This window comes from Nocardioides sp. YR527, from assembly GCF_900101045.1.
Classification (GTDB): Bacteria; Actinomycetota; Actinomycetes; order Propionibacteriales; family Nocardioidaceae; genus Nocardioides.
Genome location: NZ_FNFN01000004.1, coordinates 165,541 through 184,694, shown reverse-complemented (window position 1 = coordinate 184,694; position 19,154 = coordinate 165,541). Strand labels below are relative to the sequence as shown.

The 19,154-nt window shown below is 70.7% G+C and carries 17 protein-coding genes; 4 read left to right on the top strand and 13 right to left on the bottom strand.

Going from position 1 to position 19,154, the window contains the following annotated elements; translation table 11 throughout:
- Positions 1–42: 42 nt before the first annotated feature.
- The 7 genes from BLT25_RS13515 to BLT25_RS29900 form a co-directional block, all read right to left on the bottom strand.
- Positions 43–699, bottom strand: a complete 657-nt coding sequence (locus BLT25_RS13515) for a thymidine kinase (RefSeq protein WP_091046681.1) — start codon at positions 697–699, stop codon at positions 43–45.
- Positions 700–709: 10 nt separating this feature from the next.
- On the bottom strand, positions 710–1,333 hold the full coding sequence (locus BLT25_RS13510) for a CGNR zinc finger domain-containing protein (RefSeq protein ID WP_091046680.1): 624 nt from the start codon (positions 1,331–1,333) through the stop codon (positions 710–712).
- Positions 1,334–1,362: 29 nt separating this feature from the next.
- Complete coding sequence (locus BLT25_RS13505; RefSeq protein ID WP_091046677.1) at positions 1,363–1,977, bottom strand: pyridoxamine 5'-phosphate oxidase family protein; 615 nt, start codon at positions 1,975–1,977, stop codon at positions 1,363–1,365.
- A gap of 110 nt (positions 1,978–2,087) precedes the next feature.
- The gene (locus BLT25_RS13500; RefSeq protein ID WP_091046675.1) at positions 2,088–3,206 is read right to left on the bottom strand and encodes an alkaline phosphatase family protein; all 1,119 of its coding nucleotides are present in this window, start codon (positions 3,204–3,206) and stop codon (positions 2,088–2,090) included.
- A 7-nt stretch (positions 3,207–3,213) separates the two neighbouring features.
- A complete protein-coding gene (locus BLT25_RS13495) occupies positions 3,214–3,813 on the bottom strand; it encodes a DUF5998 family protein (protein WP_091046672.1) in 600 nt (199 codons plus the stop codon).
- Between the two features lie 33 nt (positions 3,814–3,846).
- The gene (locus tag BLT25_RS13490) at positions 3,847–6,549 is read right to left on the bottom strand and encodes a bifunctional acetate--CoA ligase family protein/GNAT family N-acetyltransferase (RefSeq protein WP_091046669.1); all 2,703 of its coding nucleotides are present in this window, start codon (positions 6,547–6,549) and stop codon (positions 3,847–3,849) included.
- Positions 6,550–6,598: 49 nt separating this feature from the next.
- Positions 6,599–6,826 (bottom strand): type II toxin-antitoxin system VapB family antitoxin, encoded by a 228-nt coding sequence (locus tag BLT25_RS29900; protein ID WP_176883863.1) that lies wholly within the window; start codon positions 6,824–6,826, stop codon positions 6,599–6,601.
- A 178-nt stretch (positions 6,827–7,004) separates the two neighbouring features.
- On the opposite strand from BLT25_RS29900, the gene BLT25_RS13480 reads away from it, so the two are divergent.
- Positions 7,005–9,482 (top strand): DNA gyrase/topoisomerase IV subunit A, encoded by a 2,478-nt coding sequence (locus tag BLT25_RS13480; RefSeq protein WP_091046666.1) that lies wholly within the window; start codon positions 7,005–7,007, stop codon positions 9,480–9,482.
- Between the two features lie 58 nt (positions 9,483–9,540).
- On the opposite strand, the gene BLT25_RS13475 is transcribed toward BLT25_RS13480, so the two are convergent.
- The 6 genes from BLT25_RS13475 to BLT25_RS13450 are packed head-to-tail and all read right to left on the bottom strand — an operon-like array spanning position 9,541 to position 15,556.
- Positions 9,541–10,527, bottom strand: a complete 987-nt coding sequence (locus BLT25_RS13475; RefSeq protein ID WP_091046663.1) for a cyclase family protein — start codon at positions 10,525–10,527, stop codon at positions 9,541–9,543.
- Positions 10,524–11,696 carry an alpha/beta hydrolase family protein gene (locus BLT25_RS13470; protein WP_091046660.1) on the bottom strand — a complete coding sequence of 391 codons (1,173 nt, stop codon included), beginning with the start codon at positions 11,694–11,696 and terminating at the stop codon, positions 10,524–10,526. The genes BLT25_RS13475 and BLT25_RS13470 overlap by 4 nt, the downstream gene beginning before the upstream one ends.
- Positions 11,697–11,723: 27 nt before the next feature.
- The gene (locus BLT25_RS13465) at positions 11,724–12,440 is read right to left on the bottom strand and encodes an SDR family NAD(P)-dependent oxidoreductase (RefSeq protein WP_091046658.1); all 717 of its coding nucleotides are present in this window, start codon (positions 12,438–12,440) and stop codon (positions 11,724–11,726) included.
- On the bottom strand, positions 12,437–13,426 hold the full coding sequence (locus tag BLT25_RS13460; RefSeq protein ID WP_091046656.1) for a fumarylacetoacetate hydrolase family protein: 990 nt from the start codon (positions 13,424–13,426) through the stop codon (positions 12,437–12,439). The genes BLT25_RS13465 and BLT25_RS13460 overlap by 4 nt, the downstream gene beginning before the upstream one ends.
- A gap of 10 nt (positions 13,427–13,436) precedes the next feature.
- Entirely contained in the window at positions 13,437–14,402 is a 966-nt protein-coding gene (locus BLT25_RS13455; RefSeq protein ID WP_091046652.1) for a VOC family protein, read from the bottom strand.
- A 26-nt stretch (positions 14,403–14,428) separates the two neighbouring features.
- On the bottom strand, positions 14,429–15,556 hold the full coding sequence (locus BLT25_RS13450) for an FAD-dependent monooxygenase (protein WP_091046650.1): 1,128 nt from the start codon (positions 15,554–15,556) through the stop codon (positions 14,429–14,431).
- Between the two features lie 116 nt (positions 15,557–15,672).
- Between BLT25_RS13450 and BLT25_RS13445 the strand changes: the two genes are divergently transcribed.
- From BLT25_RS13445 to BLT25_RS13435, 3 genes are all read left to right on the top strand, one after another.
- The gene (locus BLT25_RS13445) at positions 15,673–16,599 is read left to right on the top strand and encodes a LysR family transcriptional regulator (protein ID WP_091046647.1); all 927 of its coding nucleotides are present in this window, start codon (positions 15,673–15,675) and stop codon (positions 16,597–16,599) included.
- Positions 16,600–16,720: 121 nt separating this feature from the next.
- Positions 16,721–17,911 carry an MFS transporter gene (locus BLT25_RS13440; protein ID WP_091046644.1) on the top strand — a complete coding sequence of 397 codons (1,191 nt, stop codon included), beginning with the start codon at positions 16,721–16,723 and terminating at the stop codon, positions 17,909–17,911.
- A gap of 17 nt (positions 17,912–17,928) precedes the next feature.
- Positions 17,929–19,128 carry an MBL fold metallo-hydrolase gene (locus BLT25_RS13435; protein WP_091046642.1) on the top strand — a complete coding sequence of 400 codons (1,200 nt, stop codon included), beginning with the start codon at positions 17,929–17,931 and terminating at the stop codon, positions 19,126–19,128.
- The last annotated feature ends 26 nt before the right edge of the window (positions 19,129–19,154 follow it).

The window sequence follows — 19,154 nt, the reverse complement described above, 5'->3', positions numbered from 1 at the left end:
CGCTCGGCCGCAGGCGGCCTCGCGGCTCGACCGACGAGCGAGTCAGCCGAACGGCAGCGGCTCGGGCACCAGTGAGACCGACTGGGCCCGGGCCGCGGTCAGCCGGCGGCGGTGGTGCTGGCGGCAGAGGACCTCGTAGGAGACCGCGCTGGGTGCTGTGTCGGATTCACGGTCGGTGTCGCCGACGACGACCTGGTCACCCTCGGTGACCATGACCCCGTCCTCGACCCGGGCGTTGTGGGTGGCCCGCTTGCCGCACCAGCACAGCGCCTCGACCTGCAGCACCTCGGTCCGGTCGGCGAGCTCGACCAGACGAGCGGCGCCGGGAAAGAGCCGGGTGCGGAAGTCGGTGAGGATGCCGAAGCAGAAGACGTCGATCTGCAGCTCGTCGGTGATCTTGGCCAGCGCCTCGATCTGCTCGGGCGTGTAGAACTGCGCCTCGTCACAGATGAGGTAGTCGATCCGGGCGCCGTGGGTCAGCGCGTCGACGGCGTGACGCCAGAAGTCGAAGTCGTCGGTGACCTCGATCGCGTCGTGGGTCAGACCCAGCCGCGAGGTGACCACCGCCTCCCCGCCGCGGTCGTGGACGGTGAAGATCAGCCCCACCCTGCCGCGCGCGGCGTGGTTGTGGTTGGTCTGCAGCGCGAGGGTCGACTTCCCCGCGTCCATCGTCCCGGTCCAGAAGGTCAGCTCAGCCACTCACGGAAGCCTAGTGGTCCGCGTCGCGGCTCGTGGCGGGACCCTCGTGGCTGGACTTGTTCCGCCGATGGTGGCGCGCGACCCGTGCCCGGTTGCCGCAGCCCGCCGAGCACCACTCGCGACGGGGATGGTCGCGGACGAAGTAGAGGACACAGCCCGGGCCGCCGCACGCCTTCAGCTCCTGGGTCAGCACCTCGGCACCCTCCAATGCGACCAGATTCAACTCCCGCTGCAGGCCGGAGCAGTCGGTCAGCCACTCGCGTGCATAGCCGCCGCCCCGGCGGTGGCGCAGGACCGGCGTGCAGCGGGAAGCGAACTCGTTGAGCACCGCCAGCGCCATCTCGGCGCTGATCCCCTCCGGGATGCTGTGCGGCCTGCTGTCGCCGGTCACGTCCGCGGCAAGCCGGCGCAGAGCGTCCCGGAGGGCCCGAGCCCTGGCCAGGTCGTGGTCGTCGACGTCCTGGTGTCGCCCGAGACCCGCTTCCTCGGCCCAGGCCCGCAGGTGCGCCACGCTCCCCAGGGAGTCGTGGACGGACCTCCGGTCGGCCCAGATCGTGTTCATGAGGCGTACGGCCCGAGGCTGGGTCGGGTACAGCACCGGCACCTGCAGCTCCACGGGCATCTCCTCCGTCATCGATCTAATGGCAGTCTAGGTCTCGGTCGTTACATGGCCTCGCGCGCGGCGGCCAGCTGGGCCTCGAGCTCGCTGATCCGCTCGGTCAGCTCCGCGACGGTGTGCCGGGCAACCGCCAGGGGCACCAGCTGCGGGATGTGCTGCTTGCAGTTCCAGTCGTACGCCTCGACGTCGATCAGGATCGCCCGCTCGACCCGCACCGGATGGCCGACCGGCGCGAGCGAGTCGACCAGCTCGGGATCGTCCTCGGGCTCGACGACCCGCGCGCGTCCGAAGATCTTCATCCTGGCCTGCAGCTGGTAGTCGATCAGGAAGAGCGAGACCCGCTCGTCGTGGTCGAGGTTGCCGCGGGTGATGTACTGCCGGTTGCCGCGGAAGTCAGCGAAACCCAGCGTGGTCTCGTCGATGACCTTCAGGAATCCGGGCGGCCCGCCGCGGTGCTGGACGTAGGGCCATCCGGTCTCGCTGACCGTGGCCAGGAAGAAGCTGTCCCGCGACGAGATGAACGCGGCCTCGGCCCTGCCGATCCGGTCCGGCACGCCGTCGACGTCCGCCATGCGCGCGTACGCCGCCGCGCTCCCGTGAATCGACTGCTGCTCCGCCACCAGCGGCGTGAACGCGACCTGTCCGTAGTGCCCGGTCATCGCCGGCCCTCGACCCTGTGCTCACCCATGACAACCCCTTCCCGCCAGACTCGGCGAGTCTCTAATGGTTATAGAGGTTCTAACCGTTAGAGCCGGGAATCATTCCCCGATCAGGAGACAAGCAGGGGGATCAGCATCTCGTCCGGTGTCAGAGAACCGTGCAACCCGACCAGAGTCGTCTCGTACTGGAACAGGCTCGTCGAGACGACCGCGTGCTCGCCGTGGGAGGCGACGATGACGTCGCCGAGCCGCGGCAGCACCGACGGGGTGACCGGCCCGAACCAGCCGCGGCGGATCGCGGTCTCCCGGGTCATCACCTCAGCCTTGTCGCCCAGGGTCTCCGACCAGGTCGCGACCACGTCCTCGACCGCGCCGCGCGAGCAGTAGAGATGCCGGAAGCGGGCCTCGCCGCCGACCAGGGCGACCCCGTCGCGCAGCTCGGGGAAGTCGTCGATGTCGGTGCGGGAGGTGGCGGGCGAGTCGACCATGCCGTGGTCGGCGAGCACCAGCAGCCGTACGGACGGATCCAGGGCGTCACGCAGCTGCTCGGCCTCGGCGTCGATCATCGAGAGCTGCTGCAGCCAGGGCGAGGAGGCGACACCGTACTTGTGGCCGGTCCAGTCCAGGTCGCCGTCGTAGAGGTAGGTCAGCGACCCCGGCACCCGCGAGAGCGCGACCGCCGAGGCGATCCGCTCCCCGACCCGGTCGGCGCCGACGAACTCCGCACCCCGGTGGGCGGCGATGGTCAGGCCCGAGCCGCCGAAGGCCCGCTTGTTGATCACCGTGACCGGCACCCCGGCCTCGCCCAGCCGCTGGAAGACGGTCTGGTTGGGCTGCCACTCGACCGGGTCGACGTCCTTGCGCCACTGCAGCGCGTTGAGCAGGTGCTCGGTGCCGGGGATCCGGGAGGTGTAGCCGACCAGCCCGTGCCCACCGGGCGTGAGCCCGGTGCCGAAAGAGGTCAGGCTGGTCGCAGTCGTCGAAGGGACCCCGGCCGTACCGTCCTTCTGGTTCTCGCTCAACGAGGCCAGGAACGGCGCCGCGTGAGCGTAGCGGCGCAGCAGGTTGGTGCCCATCCCGTCGACCAGGAAGACGACGTACGCCGCAGCCGAGGGCAGCTCGAGACCAGGTCGCCCGTTGCCCAGCGGGATGTCCATGGCAGCCGCGACCGCCGGCAGGACATCACCCAGTGAGCGCTCCCCGTAGGCGGGGGCGAGAAACCCGGTCACCGCTCCGTCACCGGTTATGGGTGCGAGCCGAGAGCGATTCCGCGAAGGAGAGCAGGCGGGCGACCGAGTCGTGACCGTCGGCGGCGGCCGAGACGCGCAGCGAGAAGTCGTCGGGGGTGAGCACCCCGGTGTAGCCGTGGTCGGCGTCGCAGTTGGGGTCGGAGCAGCCCGCGGGCTCGAGGTCGACGCGGTTGACGCCGCCCCAGCCGATGGTCATGACCACCTCGGCCGGCTTGCTCGAACCCTTGGTCGGGTTGGTGATCATCCGGGTCACCACCACGGAGTTGACCGAGTCGATGCGTACGGCCTCGGTCGAGGTCGAGGTGTAGGGCTCGGGCAGCAGGTCGTCGCCGGCGTGCTCGTCGGTGTGGGCCAGGATCAGCCGCGTCGGGGTCAGCACCAGCACGGAGAGGTGGCGGCGCACCTCGTCACGGTCGAAGGTCGGCTCGTGGTGCAGGAAGAAGGAGGACACCTTCTCCCCCGCCACTGCGGAGGCGACGCAGTCGGCCACCACCTCGGGGTAGTAGCCGGTGCGGTCGATCTCGGCGCGCAGGTCGTCGGCGCGGTCGGCCGAGTCCGAAATAGACGGATCGGTGCGGGTGCTCATGGCGCCCATCCTTCCATGGGGTTCCACGGTGGCCTAGCCGGGCAGGGTGTCGCCCACCGCAGGGTTGAGGCGGCGTACGAACCAGTCCGAGCGCGGATCGGCGACCAGGTCGACCCTGGCGCCGGCGGTGAGGACGGCGGATCCCTCGAGCCCGACGAGGACCAGCGAGAGGTCGAGGGAGGAGATCTGCGGCAGATCGTTCTGCAGCTGGGCGACCCTGAGCACGAGCCGCTCGATCTCGTCGACGTCGACCATGTCGCCGCCGCGGTAGCCGAAGAGCATCGGCGCGGCCTTGATCTCACGCACCATCGAGGCGGCGTCGCGCTCGGACAGCGGCGGGATCCGGTAGGCCTTGTCGGCCACCAGCTCGGTGATCGGGCCGGCGATGCCGAAGGAGACCACGGGGCCGAACAGCGGGTCCTCCATCGAGCGGATCGCGACCGGCACGCCCGGGGGCGCGGTGCGCTGCACCGTGAACCCACCGGTCTCGGGCGGGATCCGGCTGGTGATCAGCTCCCAGGCCTCGGTCATCTCGTCGACGTCGTCGATGTTGCGTACGACATGGGCCTGGTCGGGGCGCTCCCGGACGCTCTCGACGGTCGCCTTGAGGACGACACCCCAGCCGAGGTCCTCCGCGGCGGCGGTCGCCTCCTCGAGGGTGCTGACGCTATGGGTGTTCCACAGCTTGATGCCGTAGGCGGCCAGGACCATGCCCAGGTCCTCGCGGCTCAGGTCGCCCCCGGCCGGGCGCGCGGCGAGCACGTCGGTCACGATCTTGCGCGCCGTGCGCGAGTCGCACTCGTCGGTGCTGAACCACGGGGTCTCGCCGTCGGCGGAGCGCAGCCACACGGCGTACTCCACGACCTTGGCCAGAGCGCGTACGGCCGACTCCACCGAGGAGTAGGACGGCACCGAGCCGCGACCGGCGGTCGAGCCGGCGACGTCGGGGACGCGGAGCAGCTCGGGGACACCCTCGGCACCCAGGAAGCTGGTGACCAGCGGCTTGTCGGACTGCTCCCCCACCGCGGCGAGCACGTTGGCGATCTCCTCGCCGGAGACGTTGAGCGGCGGGATGTAGACCGAGATCACCGCGTCGACCTCTGGGTCGTCGATGGCCGCGTCGAGCGCGTCCTCGAAGTCCTCGGCACTCGGCTCGGTGGGGAGCGGGACCTGCTTGTTGACCTGCAGCCCCGCCGAGACGGCGGCGTCGGCGGCCAGCAGGCCCAGGGCGTCGGAGTTGCCGACGATGGCCACCCGACGGCCGCGCGGAAGCGGCTGGTGGGCGAGGAGCTGGGCGACGTCGAACATCTCGTCGAGGGTGTCGACCTGGATGATCCCGGCCTGGCGGAACATCGCGTCGACGGCCGCCGGCGGGGCGCTGATCTTGCGGACCGCGTGACCCATCGGCACACCCTGGGTGGTGCGGCCCGAACGGACCGCGACGATCGGCTTGCGCAGCGAGACGCGGCGGGCGATGCGGGAGAACTTCCGCGGGTTACCGATCGACTCGAGATACATCATCACGACCTCGGTCGAGACGTCCTCCTCCCAGTACTGCAGGAGGTCGTTGCCGGAGACGTCGGCGCGGTTTCCGGCGCTCACGAAGGTCGACAGGCCCAGGCCCCGGTTGTTGACCTTCTCCAGGATCGCGGAGCCGAGCGCACCGGACTGGCAGAAGAAGCCGGCGCGGCCGCGCGGCGGCATCGTCGGGGCGAGGCTGGCGTTGATCTTGACCTGCGGGTCGGTGTTGATGACACCGAGCGCGTTGGGCCCGATCAGCCGCAGCCCGTAGGAGCGCGACAGGTTCACCAGGCGCCGCTGCCGCTGCCGGCCCTCCTCACCGGTCTCGGCGAAGCCGCTGGAGATGACCACGAGCCCGTGCACACCCTTGGCGGCACAGTCGAGCACGACGTCCTGGACCGCATCGGCGGGCACCGCGACGATCGCCACGTCGACGTCGTCGGGGATGTCCTGGACGCTCTTGTACGCCGGCATCCCGCTGACCGCGGTGGAGCTGGGGTTGACCATGTAGACCCGGCCGGTGAAGTCACCGATCACCAGGTTGCGGACCAGCGCCTGGCCGATGGTCTCCTGTCTCCGGCTGGCGCCGATGACCGCGACCGAGCGCGGGTTGAAGAAGCGGTGGATCGAGGCGGACTCGGCCTCGTGCTCGCGCAGGGCGAGGCGGCCGACCGCGGTGTCGGTGACGTCGATCCCGAACTGCAGCGAGATGACCCCGTCCTCGTAGACGCTGGCGACCTTGTAGCCGGCGTCTCGGAAGGTCTGGATCATCCGCGCGTTGTCGGGGAGCACGTCCGCGGTGAACTTGGTGACCCCACGCTCACGCCCGGCCTGGGCGAGGTGCTCGAGCAGGATCTGCGCGATCCCCCGGCCCTGGTAGTCGTCCTCGACGAGGAAGGCGACCTCGGCCTCTCCGGGCTTGACCACGTCGTAGCGCCCGACCGCGATCATCCGGCCCCGCAGGGTCAGGATGAACGCCACCCGGTCCTTGTGGTCGACCTCGGTGAAGCGCGCGACATCACGCGCGGACAGGTGCGGCATCGGCGAGAAGAAGCGGTAGTACTTCGACTCGTCGCTGACCCGGTGGTCGTAGAAGTCGACCAGCAGGTCCTTGTCCGCCGACCGGATCGGCCGGATGTGTGCCGTCCGCCCGTCGCGCAGCAGCACGTCCGCCTCCCAGTGGGAGGGGTACGGCGGGGTCTGCTGCGCGGTCACGAGAGAAATCTAGCGGGAGACGCCAGCCCCTCGCGCGCAGCAGCCGCCGTCAGTGACGTACGACGTTGGCGCGGTCGCGCTCGTTGAGCACCCGCCAGCCGTCATAGTCCCAGTTCCGAGCCAGCTTCTGGGCGTGCTTGGGAGCGTCGCCCTCATGGTTGCGGAGGACGAGTTCGCGCACGGCGAACTCCACCGCCTCCTGGGGCGTGGTCGCGCCGGAGATCCGCTGGATCTCGGCGAGCAGCTCGTCGTCGATCTCGATCTGGGTGACAGCCATCTTCAAGCACCTCCATGTGCGTTGAACCGGTGACTCCTGGACGGTTTGTTCTCTACAGCCAATGTACGCGGATGTGCGGCGTACGGAAGACCGACCGGGCTCGGATCCGATCCCAGAATTCGGCACAGTCGGCGAGCCCGATGTCGCACTCGCACAGGGATTCGAGACAATGCCCCTTATGGCACGCGGCAAGACCACCCAGGACGTACCCGACGACTTCGAGGAGCACATCCTCGACACCGACATCGGGGACGAGATGCGGTCCTCATTCCTGGAGTACTCCTACTCCGTCATCTACTCCCGGGCACTGCCCGACGCCCGCGACGGCCTCAAGCCCGTGCAGCGCCGGATCCTCTACACGATGAACGACATGGGCGTACGTCCCGACCGCGGCCACGTGAAGTGTGCCCGCATCGTCGGTGAGGTGATGGGCAAGCTGCACCCGCACGGCGACGGCGCGATCTACGACGCCCTGGTCCGGATGGCGCAGCCGTGGGCGATGCGGCTGCCGATGATCGACGGGCACGGCAACTTCGGCTCCCCCGGCGGCGACGACCCGGCGGCAGCGATGCGATACACCGAGGCCCGGATGGGTCCGGCGGCGCAGGCGATGACCGATGACATCAAGGAAGACACCGTCGACTTCCGGCCCAACTACGACTCGCGGGAGATGGAGCCGAGCGTGCTCCCCGCGGCGATCCCCAACCTGCTGGTCAACGGCGCCACCGGTATCGCGGTCGGCATGGCCACCAACATGGCCCCGCACAACCTGATCGAGGTCATCTCCGCCGCGCGTCACCTGATCAAGCACCCCGGCGCCGAGCTCGACACGCTGATGAAGTTCATCCCCGGCCCCGACCTCCCCACCGGCGGCACCATCGTCGGCCTGGACGGGATCCGGGATGCGTACGAGACCGGCCGCGGCTCCTTCAAGATCCGCGCCACCACGCGGATCGAGCCGTTCGGGCGCCGCAAGGGCATCGTGATCACCGAGCTGCCGTTCAACATCGGCACCGAGAAGATCATCGAGCGGGTCAAGACGCTGGTGCAGTCCAAGAAGATCCAGGGCATCGCCGACCTCAAGGACCTCACCGACCGCGAGCACGGCACCCGCCTCGTCATCGAGGTCAAGAACGGGTTCGTGCCCGAGGCCGTCCTCGAGCAGCTCTACAAGATGACGCCGCTGGAGGACTCCTTCGGGATCAACAACGTCGCGCTCGTCGACGGACAGCCGCGCACGCTCGGCCTCAAGGAGCTGCTCGAGGTCTTCCTCGGACACCGCTACGACGTCGTCCGCCGCCGCAGCCAGTTCCGCCGCGACCGGGCCGCCGAGAGGCTCCACCTGGTCGACGGGCTGCTGATCGCGATCCTCGACATCGACGAGGTCATCCAGCTGATCCGGTCCTCCGACAACGCCGGCGAGGCCAAGGAGCGGCTGATGTCGGTCTTCGACCTGAGCCAGCCGCAGGCGGAGTACATCCTCGACATGGCGCTGCGCCGGCTGACGAAGTTCTCCAAGATCGAGCTGGAGAAGGAGCGCGACGACCTGCGCTCGACGATCGAGTACCTCGACTCGATCCTCGGCGACGACGAGATGCTGCGGAAGGTCGTCTCCGACGAGCTGGGCGAGGTGTCCAAGACGTTCGGCACCCCGCGGCGCACCGTGCTGCTGGCCTCCGCCGGCACCCCGGCGCTCGAGGCGATGAGCCTCGAGGTCGCCGACGACCCGTGCTTCGCGCTGCTCTCCTCGACCGGACTGCTGGCCCGCTCCTCGGACGCCGAGCCCTTCTCGACCAGCTCTGCTGGTTCTGGGGGGAGCCGCGCCAACCACGACGTGATCGCCTCGGTGGTCCCGGCGACCGCCCGCGGCCAGATCGGTGTGCTCACCTCCCGCGGCCGTCTCGTACGCCTCGGGGTGCTCGACCTGCCGGCGCTGCCGCCGACCCACGGCGACCCGAACCTGTCCGGCGGCCTGCCGCTGTCCGCGCTGCTCTCGCTGGAGTCCGACGAGCGTGCGCTGGCGCTGACGACGCTGGCCACCGACGGTCCCGGCATCGCGCTCGGCACCAGGCTCGGCGTCGTCAAGCGGGTCAACCCCGAGGTGCTGCTCAACAAGGACGAGTGGGAGGTCATCAAGCTCGCCGACGGCGACGAGGTGGTCGGCGCGGCCCAGCTGCGCACCGGCACCGAGTCGCTGGTCTTCGTCACCTCCGACGCCCAGCTCCTGCACTTCCCGGCCGATGTCGTACGTCCCCAGGGCCGCAGCGCCGGCGGGATGGCCGGCGTCCGGATGGCGCACGGGTCCAAGGTCGTCTTCTTCGGCGTCGTCTCCCCCGACGCGCCCGAAGGGGCCGCGGTCGTGACCGTTGCCGGGTCCTCGAGCGCTCTGCCCGGGACCGAGACCGGCTCGGTGAAGACCACGCCGTTCAGCGAGTACCCGGCCAAGGGCCGGGCCACCGGCGGCGTACGCGCGCACCGGTATCTCAAGGGCGAGGACTCGATCGTCTTCGCCTGGGTCGGTGCCGCTCCCGCGATGGCGGCTGCGGCCTCCGGGGCGCCCATCGACCTGCCCGAGATCGACCCGCGCCGCGACGGCTCCGGGATCCCCCTCGAGCAGCCGATCGACGCCGTCGCCGGGCCGGTGGCCAACAGATAGCCATCGCTGGTCGAGCCGGATTCGTGAGGAACGAACGAATCCGGCTCGACCAGCGGGGTCAGCGCAGCGCGATGGGGTTGACCGGCGCGCCGACAGCTCCGGTGACACGCAGTGGTGCCGCGGTGAGCAGGAAGTCGTAGCGACCGTCCTCCGCGCACGCTGAGGCGAGGCCGTCGAGGTCCCACATCTCACCCAGGAAGAGCCCGAGGTGCGGGATGGCGACCTGATGGAGCGGCTGGAAGGCGTCGTCGAACTCGTTGGGCCGGACCTCGAAGCCCCAGGTGTCGGTGGCGATGGCGGCGATCTCGGTGCGGTGCAGCCAGTCTGCGGTGGTGAACGACAGACCGGGAGCCGAGCCTCCGGCATAACCGCCCCAGCCCTCCCCCGCGGCGACGCCGCGGCGGGCACGGGCGAGCTGCCCGGTGCGTACCACCACGATGTCGCCCCGTCCGACGGCTGCGCTGGCGCCTTGCGCAGCGATGGTGCGCTCGAGGTGCTCCTCGGTGATCGCGAAGCCGTCGGGGAGCTCGCCGTCGGTCCCGACCGCGCGGCCGACGTCGAGCAGCACGCCCCGACCGCAGACCACGTCGGCGACCGTCTCGATGCCGGTGACACCGTCGCCAAGCGAGGTGACGACCGACTCGGCCGGGCGGCCGTTCCAGGCGCGCCCGTGGTCGAAGATGTGGCCGAGCCCGTCCCACTGGGTCGAGCACTGCAGCGGCATCGCGATGACGTCGTCGGCTCCGCCGATCCCGTGCGGGAAGCCCTGGATGCCGGTGACCGCGTCGGTGCCGGTGTCGAGCATGGTGTGCACCGGGTTCGTACGCCGCCGCCAGCCGTTCTGCGGCCCGTCCATGTCGAAGGGCAGCGAGAGGGAGTAGGACCGACCGGTCCGCACCAGACCCGCGGCCGCGACCCGGCTCGCGTCGGTGAGGAAGTTCATCGTCCCGCGGACGTCGTCCTCGCCCCAGCGCCCCCAGTTGGAGACCCGGGCGACCGTCTTCGCGATCTCGCCTTCGGGGTCGGTGCGATCCAGGGTCGTCACGAGGCGTCCAGCTCGGCGAAGGTGTCGGCGACCCAGTCGGCGATGAAGCCGATGACGTGCGGGAAGTGGTCCAGACCGATGTGCTCGGTGGCGCCCTCCTCGGGCGTGAAGATCCGCAGCTCGCGCTTGGGGCTGTTGACCGCCTGGTCGTAGGAACGATGCGCGTAGGCGAGCGGGATCTGGCGGTCGTTCTCACCGTGGGCGATGAGGAACGGCACGGTGATCTCCTCGACCACGCCGTCGAGATTCACGTCCTCGGCGAAGTCGATGAAGGTGTCGATGTCGGGCTGCCCCCAGACCCACAGCACGTGGTCCCAGTAGTGCGGCACCGGGTTCTCGCCCTCACGCTGCAGCCGGCGCTTCTGCACCGCACCCCAGTCGTGGTTCGCACCCCAGGCCACACACAGCGCCAGCCGCTTCTCGTACGCCGCGGCGCGAGGCGCGTAGTAGCCACCCAGCGACCAGCCCACCAGCCCGATCCGGTCGGCACGGACGTCCGAGCGCGTCTCGAGCCAGTCGACACAGGCCGCGGCCCAGGCCTCGGTGTCGACGCGCGCGGTGAGCCCGTCGAGACGCAGCGCCTCGCCGGCACCGCCGCAGTCGACCATCAGCGTCGAGATGCCGCGAGCGGCGAGCTCGGTGTGGACACCGGCGCCGACCATCATCTCCTTGGTCGAGTCGAGCCCGTTCCACACGATCATGACCGGCGTCGCCTCGCCGTCCCGACCAGCCGGGTGGAAGTAGGCGGGCAGGCTGGTCTCGCGGCCGTTCTCGACGTACGGGATCGCGACCTTGACCGTCGGCTGGTCGAGCAGCTCGAAGGAGCGGACCAGCAGGTCGACGCTGCGCTGGTACTCGGCGTTGCGGCCCGGGTCCTTCGCGCTCTGCATCCGCTCGGCCTGGGAGACGTAGACCGAAGCACGGAAGAGCTTCTGCCCCGCCGTACGCCGGTGGCCGGCCTTCTCGGCCTCGCCCGCCTGCTCCTCCAGCTGATCGGCGACACCGCGCCAGGCGGCCATGAACTCGGCGGTGCCCACGTCAGAACCCTGCGCGGCCAGTTCCTTCAGCGGCCGGCAGGCACGGTCGACCTCGTCGATCAGGCCGCCGGAGTTGAGCGTGGCGACCACGCCCAGGTTCCACACGTAGTTGCCGGGAAAGTACTCGAACATCTCTTGTCCTCTTCTGATGGATGGATCTCAGCGCAGCGCGTCGGAGACGGCTTTGGCGCCGGCGTGCGAGGCGACGCCTCCGTCGACGGGGATCTCGGCGCCGGTGACGTACGCCGCTTCGTCACCGAGCAGGAAGACCACGACCGACGCGACCTCCTCGGGCGTGCCGACGCGGCCGAGCGGGGTCGAGGCCACCGAGGCCGCCCGGAACGCATCCGGCGCGGAGGCGGTCATCGCGGTCTCGATGAAGCCCGGGTGGACGGCGTTGACGCGGATCCCCCGCTCCCCCAGCTCGAGCGCCGCGGTGTGGGTGAGTCCGCGGACGGCCCACTTGCTGGTGGTATAGGCCACCGGGTAGTGCCCCTGCAGTGCAGCGAGCGACCCGATGGTGACGATCGACCCGCCGGCCGGCATCAGCGGCGCCAGCGCCTGGATCCCGAGCAGCGGCCCGAGCACGTTGACGTCGTGGGCGTCGCGCATGTCGGCGACGCTCACCGCGCCGACGCGGGCCCGGCGGGTCACACCGGCACAGCTCACCAGCCCGTGCACCGGGCCACCGAGCTCGCCGACCAGCGCGGCCCAGGCATCCTGGTCGCGGACGTCGAGCGTCCGCACGCCGGGCGCCGGCTCTCGGTCGACGCCGACCACGGTCCCGCCCGCGGCGGTGACGGCGGCAGCGACCGCCGCCCCGATGCCCGAGGCGGCGCCGGTCACGACGACCGTACGTCCGGCCAGCGAGCTCATCGGGACACATCCCGGGCGGCTGCCCGGGCGGCACCGTCGCGGCGGCGTACCGGCGGCAGCTCGGGGGCGGGCGGCGCGACGCCGACGGTGTTGGTGAGGGTGCCGATGCCCTCGACCTCGAGGGTGACCACATCACCGGGCTGCAGCGGCTTCGGCTCCTGCGAGCCATGACGGCCCCACAGCTCGGCCAGGCACCCACCGTTGCCGACGGTGCCCGAGCCGAGGACGTCGCCGGCGACCACGCAGGAGTCGCGGGAGGCGTACGCGATCATCGTCTCGAAGGTCCAGCCGACGTTCGAGAGCCGGTCGCGGCCGACCTCGACGCCGTTGACCGACACCGTGCACAGCAGGTCGAGGAAGCCATCCTCGTCGCGGTGGGGCTCCAGCTCGTCGGCCGTCACGATCCACGGCCCGAGCGTGGACGCGAAGTCCTTGCCCTTGGCCGGCCCGAGGCCGACCTGCATCTCGCGGCCCTGCAGGTCACGCGCGGACCAGTCGTTGAGGATCGTGTAGCCGAAGACGTACGCCCCGGCCTCCTCCGGCGGGACCGACCGGCCCTCGGCCCCGACGACCGCGGCGACCTCCAGCTCGAAGTCACGAGCCGCGCAGGCCGCCGGGAACGGGACCTCCGCCCCCGGCCCGAGGATCGCGTGCGGGTTGGTGAAGTAGAAGGTCGGGGCGTCGTACCAGGCGTCGGGGACCCCGCTGACGCCGTCGACCGAGCGGCGTACGCCCTCGACGTGCTCCTCGAAGGCGACGAAGTCGCGCACCGAGGCCGGCTCCAGCGGCGCCAGCAGCTCGACCTCCGCGAGGTCGATGGCCGCCGCTGCCCGGGCATGGTCGGCGGCACGGTCGAGCACGTCCCGACCGCCGGCGATGAGCGAGCGCATCGAGTGCCGGACGGCGAACGGATGCAGACCTTCGTCGGTGACCAGACCGACGCGCGGCGCCCGCAGGTCGCGGTCGAGATAGGTGGCGAGCTTCATCGAGTCCTCCTCAGACCGGCGGGGCGACGAAGACGCCCTTGTCCGGGTCGTTGAACGACTTGCCGGCGACCAGCTCGTCCATCGGGTTGGCGGTGCCCCACTGGTCGGTGACGTTCGGGTCACTGAAGTCGTGCAGGTGCGGGTGCCAGCTGTCCTCCTCGAGCTCCTCGAGCTCGGTGGTGTACTCGATGGTGTTGCCGTGCGGGTCGAGGAAGTAGCTGAAGGTGTTGTTGCCGGCGAGGTGGCGACCGGGCCCCCAGATCTTCTCGACGCCGGCGCGCATCAGCCGCCCGGTGCCGCGCATGTACTCGTCCAGCCCGCGCATCTCGAAGGAGGCGTGGTGCAGCGCGACGTGCGGACCGCGGGCGATCGCGAGGCTGTGGTGGAACCGGTTCGTACGCAGGAACCACATCATCGAGCCCATCCGCGGGTGCATCAGGGTGTCGGAGAGCGCGAAGCCGAGGTGGCGCTGGTAGAACGCCACGGTCTGCTCGGGGTTGGGCGAGTTGATGACGACGTGGGAGAGCTTGACCGGGACCGACTCGCCCTCCTCGATCTTGCGATGCTGCCGCACGGCGACGTCGCAGGAGACCTCGACCGTACGTCCGTCGTTGTCGAAGAAGCGGAAGCCGTAGCCGCCACCGGGCGTCAGGACCGGGCCCGGCTCGCTGACGAGCTTCACCCCGGCCCGGCCGAGCCGCTCGGCCATCGCGTCCACGTCGGCCGGGCTGGCCGCACCGAACGCGATCAGGTCCAGGCGCTTGTCGTCGGCGCGGCGCAGGCGGACGGAGTAGTGCTCCGGGGAGCCCTCCGCGGCCAGGAACGCCAGCCCGCTGTCGGTCGTCTCGGCCTTGAGCTTCCAGGTGTTCGTGTAGAACTCCAGCTGCCGCTCGTAGTCCGGCACGGCCAGGTCGACGTGGCGCAGGTGGGTGATCAGCCGCTCGGCGGGCGGGGTCTCGATGATGGTCTCGGTCACGGTGTTCTCCTCGTGAGTTGGGGTGGTCAGGCGGGCTGGGTGACGAGGGCGGCGACGCGGGCCATCAGCCCGGGTACGTCACCGCGCTCGTGCGCCTTCAGCCAGGTGCAGAGTTGGAGCGAGGCCTCGACGACGGCCCGCGCGCGGGGCAGCCGGCGCTCGGTCAGCGCAGGCCAGACGGCGGCCAGATCGTCGGCAGCGGCGAGCAGCTCGGCGAGCACCGCTGCGTCCTCGAGCGCCTGGGCGGCGCCCTGGGCGAGGGTCGGCGGGCAGCTGTGCGCGGCGTCGCCGATGATCACGACCCGGCCGCGGTTCCAGGGGCCGTCGACGACATGGCTCTCGAAGTGGGTGTGGTTGACCCTCGTCGGGTCGGTCAGCGATCCACGGATCTCGTCCCAGGGCCCGTGATAGGCCTCCGCGAGCTCACGCATCACCGCGAGTCCCTCCTCGGCCGACAGCCCGGACCGGTCCTGGGCGGGCTCGACGATGTAGGCGTAGAGGCTCTCCTCCGAGGTCGGGCAGTAGCCGGCGATGTAGGACGGTCCGCCGTAGATCAGGTCGGTGCGGGTGACCGAGGCGGGCCGGCCGGTGAAGGCGCGCCAGATGCCCATGCCGACCGGCTCGGGCTCGACGTCGATACCGATCGCCCGGCGCGTCCAGGACCGCACCCCGTCGGCGCCGACGACGACGTCGTAGCGCCCGCTCGACCCGTCCGCGAAGGTGACCTCGACGCCGCCGTCGTCCTGCGAGAGCGCGGTCGGGACGACCCCGAAGCGCACCTTGGCGCCGGACTCGACCGCTCTCTCGAGGAGGATCCGGGCGAGGGTCGGGCGGTACATACCCATCGTCGCGGGCAGGTCCGGGCCGCCGGTGCGATGGTCCTCGAGCTCGACCAGCAGCGTGCCGGCCGGGTCGGGAGCGCGCAGCCCGAGGGTGTCGTAGCCGTAGCCCTCCGCGCGCACCTGCTCCCACACGCCGAGGTCGCGCAGCACCCGCAGCGCGTTGCCCTGCAGGGTGATCCCGGAGCCGAGGGCGGAGATGTCCGGCTTGGCCTCGACGAGGTCGACCGAGACGCCGCGCTCGGCGAGCAGGATCGCGGTCGCCGTCCCGGCGGTTCCGGCACCTATGACGAGAACCGAGGTGATGGCGGGCATGAGGTCTCCCTGATGTGCGAGGTGGTGGAGTGACGAGCACCACTCTGACTCGCGCCCAACTATTCGGGAAGAGCAGATTTCCTATCCCGCTTATACACCACGTTTATACTTGGACCATGGCGACCGATCCGCTCCGCAACCTCGATCTCAACCTGCTGCTCTCCCTGGACGCGCTGCTCGAGGAGCGCAACGTGACCCGGGCGGCGGAGCGGCTCGGGCTGAGCCAGCCCGCGGTCTCGGCCGCGCTGCGGCGCCTTCGGCGTCACTTCGGCGACGAGCTTCTCGTCCGCACCGGCAACCGCTACGACCTCACTCCGCTGGCCACACAGCTGCGCGGGACCACCACGACAGCACTGGCCGGCGTACGCCGCGTCTTCGAGGCCGAGCCGAGCTTCGACCCGGCGACCTCGACCCGGGAGTTCACCGTGGTCGCCTCCGACTACTCCACGACCGTGCTCGGCGACCACCTCGCCACCGAGCTGGCCCGCGAGGCCCCCGGCGTACGCCTCCGGTTCCAGATGCAGACCCACGACGACGTCGACCAGGCACCCGAGTCGCTGCGACACGTGGACGGGATGGTGCTCCCCCACGGGTTCCTGCAGGATCTGCCGGCCGTCGAGCTCCACACCGACGGCTGGGTGCTGGTCGTCTCGGCCGACAACGAGGCCGTCGGGGACACGATCACGATGGCAGAGCTCGCCGAGATGCCCTGGGTCGTCACCCACCACGCCCCGACGGCCTTCACCCCGGCCGTACGCCAGCTCAGCATGATCGGGGTCGAGCCCGACGTCCACGTCGTGACCGAGAGCTTCCTCCCGGTCCCGTTCCTGGTCGCCGGGACCCCTCGGGTCGCCCTCCTGCAGCGGCAGCTCGCCAACCGGCTGGCGGGAGCCGCCGGCGTACGCACGCTGGAGTGCCCCTGGGACGTCGTCCCGCTGAAGGAGGCGTTCTGGTGGCACCCCGCCCATCGCGCGGATCCGGCGCACGGCTGGCTGCGCGGGATGATGACGCGCGCGGCCGCGCGACTGGAGCAGTCGGACTGACGTCTGACTATCGACGGGGCTGATACCCGGCAGAAGCAAGTTTGGCTTCCGCAATACCTCCTGGATCTCCCACGATGCTGTGACTGCTGTCACACCCTCTCGGCCCGACCATGGAGAACCCATGCCCGACACCCTCTCGCCCGTCCGGCGAGCCGGACGCCCTCAGGGCTTCCTGCTGATGTTCATGAGCTGCCTGCCGATCCTCGGCGCGGTGCTGCTCGCCCCGGTCCTGCCACGCATGCAGGACCACTTCGGGGACGGCGGCGCGGCCACCGCGCTCGTCCCGCTCTCCCTCACGGTCCCGGCGTTGATGATCGCGCTGCTGGCACCGTTCGCCGGCCGCATCGTGGACAGGTTCGGGCGCAAGCGGTTGCTGCTGACCGGCCTGGCGGTCTACGCCGTGTTCGGCACCGCGCCGCTGTGGCTGGACGGACTGGCCGCGATCGTGCTCAGCCGGGCGGGTGTCGGAGTCGCCGAGGCGGCGATCATGACCTGCTGCACCACGCTGATCTCCGACTACTTCTCCGGCACCGAGCGCGACCGCTGGCTCGGCATGCAGACCGTGTTCGCGTCGTTGTCGGCCACGGTGTTCTTCGCCCTCGGCGGGGCGCTGGGCGCCCAGGACTGGCGCACCCCGTTCTGGCTCTACGCCTCCAGCCTGGTCTTCCTCGTCCTCGCCGCAGCCCTCATCTGGCAGCCCGCCGGCGAGACCGCCACGACCGAGGAGCACGCCCCGCTCCCGCCGCTGCCCACCCGCGCCCTCGCACTGCCGTGCGCGGTCACGGTCGTCGGCGGCATCGTCTTCTACACCCCGATCGTGGAGCTCCCCTACATGCTCGACTCGGCCGGGATCACCGCCGTCCCCACCATCGGCGCGTTCACCGCGCTCGCCTCGCTGGCCACGGCCGGCGGTGCGTACGCCTTCGGCCGGGTCTCCCGCCGCGGCACCGCCACGCTGCTGCCCATCGCCTTCGGGCTGGCCGGGACCGGTCTGGTCGTGCTCGGCGCCACGTCCCTGGTGCCGGTCATCGTGCTCGGCGCGGTCATCGCCTCGGCCGGCACCGGCCTGATGCTGCCCACCCTGCTCGTCTGGGCCCAGTCCGGCCTCACCTTCGAGCAGCGCGGTCGCGGCACCGGCCTGTGGACCGCCGCGCTGTTCCTCGGCGAGTTCGTCTGCCCGCTCCTGGTCGTCGCCTTCACCGGTGCGCTCGGTGGTCTCGGTGCCGCCGTCGTCCTCGTCGGCGTCATCGCCGTCGTCCTCGCCCTGCTCACCCGCCGCGTCCTCACCAGTGACGCAGCCGTCACCGCCTGACCCAGGAGCCGATCCACATGTGTCATGTCCTCAACGAGGCTGTCGCCTCGATCCCCTCGACCGACCGGCGCCGGCTGCTGTCGATGATCGGCCTCGGAGCCGCCGGCGCGGTGACGGCGACCGCCGTGGGTTCGCCGGCGGCGGCAGCCACGCTCGCTGCCGGGACCGCGCGCCGCTCCAAGGCACGGACCCGTGTCGTGCTGCTCGGCACATCAGGTGGCCCGGCCGTGCTCGACGGCGGCCGGCACGGGGTGTCGACCGCGATCGCGTTCGAGGACAAGGTGTACGTCGTCGACCTCGGGGTGGGCGCCTTCGGCCGCCTGCAGCAGAGCGGCCTTGCCCCGGACACCGGCCTGGGGTCCGCCCTCTCCTGGGTGCGCGGCATCTTCTTCACCCACCTCCACAGCGACCACACTGTCGACTGGCCCACGACGTACGCGATCGGGTCGATGAACATCGTCGGGCGCTCCGGCGGGCCGGTGCAGGTGTTCGGCCCGGCTCCCCGGGACACCCTCAGCCGGGTCTTCCCGCCCACCCGGCCAGCACCCGCCGTGGTCAACCCGGACGAGCCGATGCCCGGCATCTCCTCGATGACCAGGCATCTGCGCAACGCGTTCGCCCAGGACTTCAACGACCGACTGCGGGACAGCAACTTCCCCGACCCGGACACGCTCTTCGACGTCCACGACATCGACCACTCGGCGGTGTGGTCGATCGATCCCGAAGGCGTCCCGCCGCGGCTCGAGGCCCCGATCCAGGTCTGGAAGGACGGCGAGGTCACCGTGACCGCGACGCTGGTCGATCACCACCCCACCGCTCCGGCCTACGGCTATCGCTTCGACACCCCCGACGGGTCGGTCGTGGTCTCCGGCGACACCTGCGTGAGCCCGAACCTCATCGATCTGGCGCGCGGCGCGGATGTCCTCGTCCACGAGGTGATCGACCCCGAGTTCGTCGATCGGCTCACCGCGGCGCTACCGTCCGACACCGCCGAGGCGCTCCGCAAACACCTGCTCGAGTCGCACACCACCATCGAGCAGGTCGGCCGCGACGTCGCCGAGCCTGCCGGCGTCAGCACGCTCGCCCTCTCCCATCTGGTGCCCGGCAACAACCCCTCCGCACGCTGGCGCAAGGCCCAGCGAGGCTTCTCGGGAGAGCTCGTCGTCGGCGAGGACCTGATGGTGATCCCCGTCGGCCGTGCGCACCGAAACCGCTGACCGTCTGCCCCTGCCCAGCACGTCCG

Bases quoted from the DNA above. Each gene is read 5' to 3' on its own strand.
- BLT25_RS13510 (WP_091046680.1), bottom strand. From the start codon at position 1,333: ATGACGGAGGAGATGCCCGTGGAGCTGCAGGTGCCGGTGCTGTACCCG.
- BLT25_RS13505 (WP_091046677.1), bottom strand. From the start codon at position 1,977: ATGACCGGGCACTACGGACAGGTCGCGTTCACGCCGCTGGTGGCGGAG.
- BLT25_RS13495 (WP_091046672.1), bottom strand. From the start codon at position 3,813: ATGAGCACCCGCACCGATCCGTCTATTTCGGACTCGGCCGACCGCGCC.
- BLT25_RS29900 (WP_176883863.1), bottom strand. From the start codon at position 6,826: ATGGCTGTCACCCAGATCGAGATCGACGACGAGCTGCTCGCCGAGATC.
- BLT25_RS13480 (WP_091046666.1), top strand. From the start codon at position 7,005: ATGGCACGCGGCAAGACCACCCAGGACGTACCCGACGACTTCGAGGAG.
- BLT25_RS13470 (WP_091046660.1), bottom strand. From the start codon at position 11,696: ATGTTCGAGTACTTTCCCGGCAACTACGTGTGGAACCTGGGCGTGGTC.
- BLT25_RS13465 (WP_091046658.1), bottom strand. From the start codon at position 12,440: ATGAGCTCGCTGGCCGGACGTACGGTCGTCGTGACCGGCGCCGCCTCG.
- BLT25_RS13460 (WP_091046656.1), bottom strand. From the start codon at position 13,426: ATGAAGCTCGCCACCTATCTCGACCGCGACCTGCGGGCGCCGCGCGTC.
- BLT25_RS13450 (WP_091046650.1), bottom strand. From the start codon at position 15,556: ATGCCCGCCATCACCTCGGTTCTCGTCATAGGTGCCGGAACCGCCGGG.
- BLT25_RS13445 (WP_091046647.1), top strand. From the start codon at position 15,673: ATGGCGACCGATCCGCTCCGCAACCTCGATCTCAACCTGCTGCTCTCC.
- BLT25_RS13440 (WP_091046644.1), top strand. From the start codon at position 16,721: ATGCCCGACACCCTCTCGCCCGTCCGGCGAGCCGGACGCCCTCAGGGC.
- BLT25_RS13435 (WP_091046642.1), top strand. From the start codon at position 17,929: ATGTGTCATGTCCTCAACGAGGCTGTCGCCTCGATCCCCTCGACCGAC.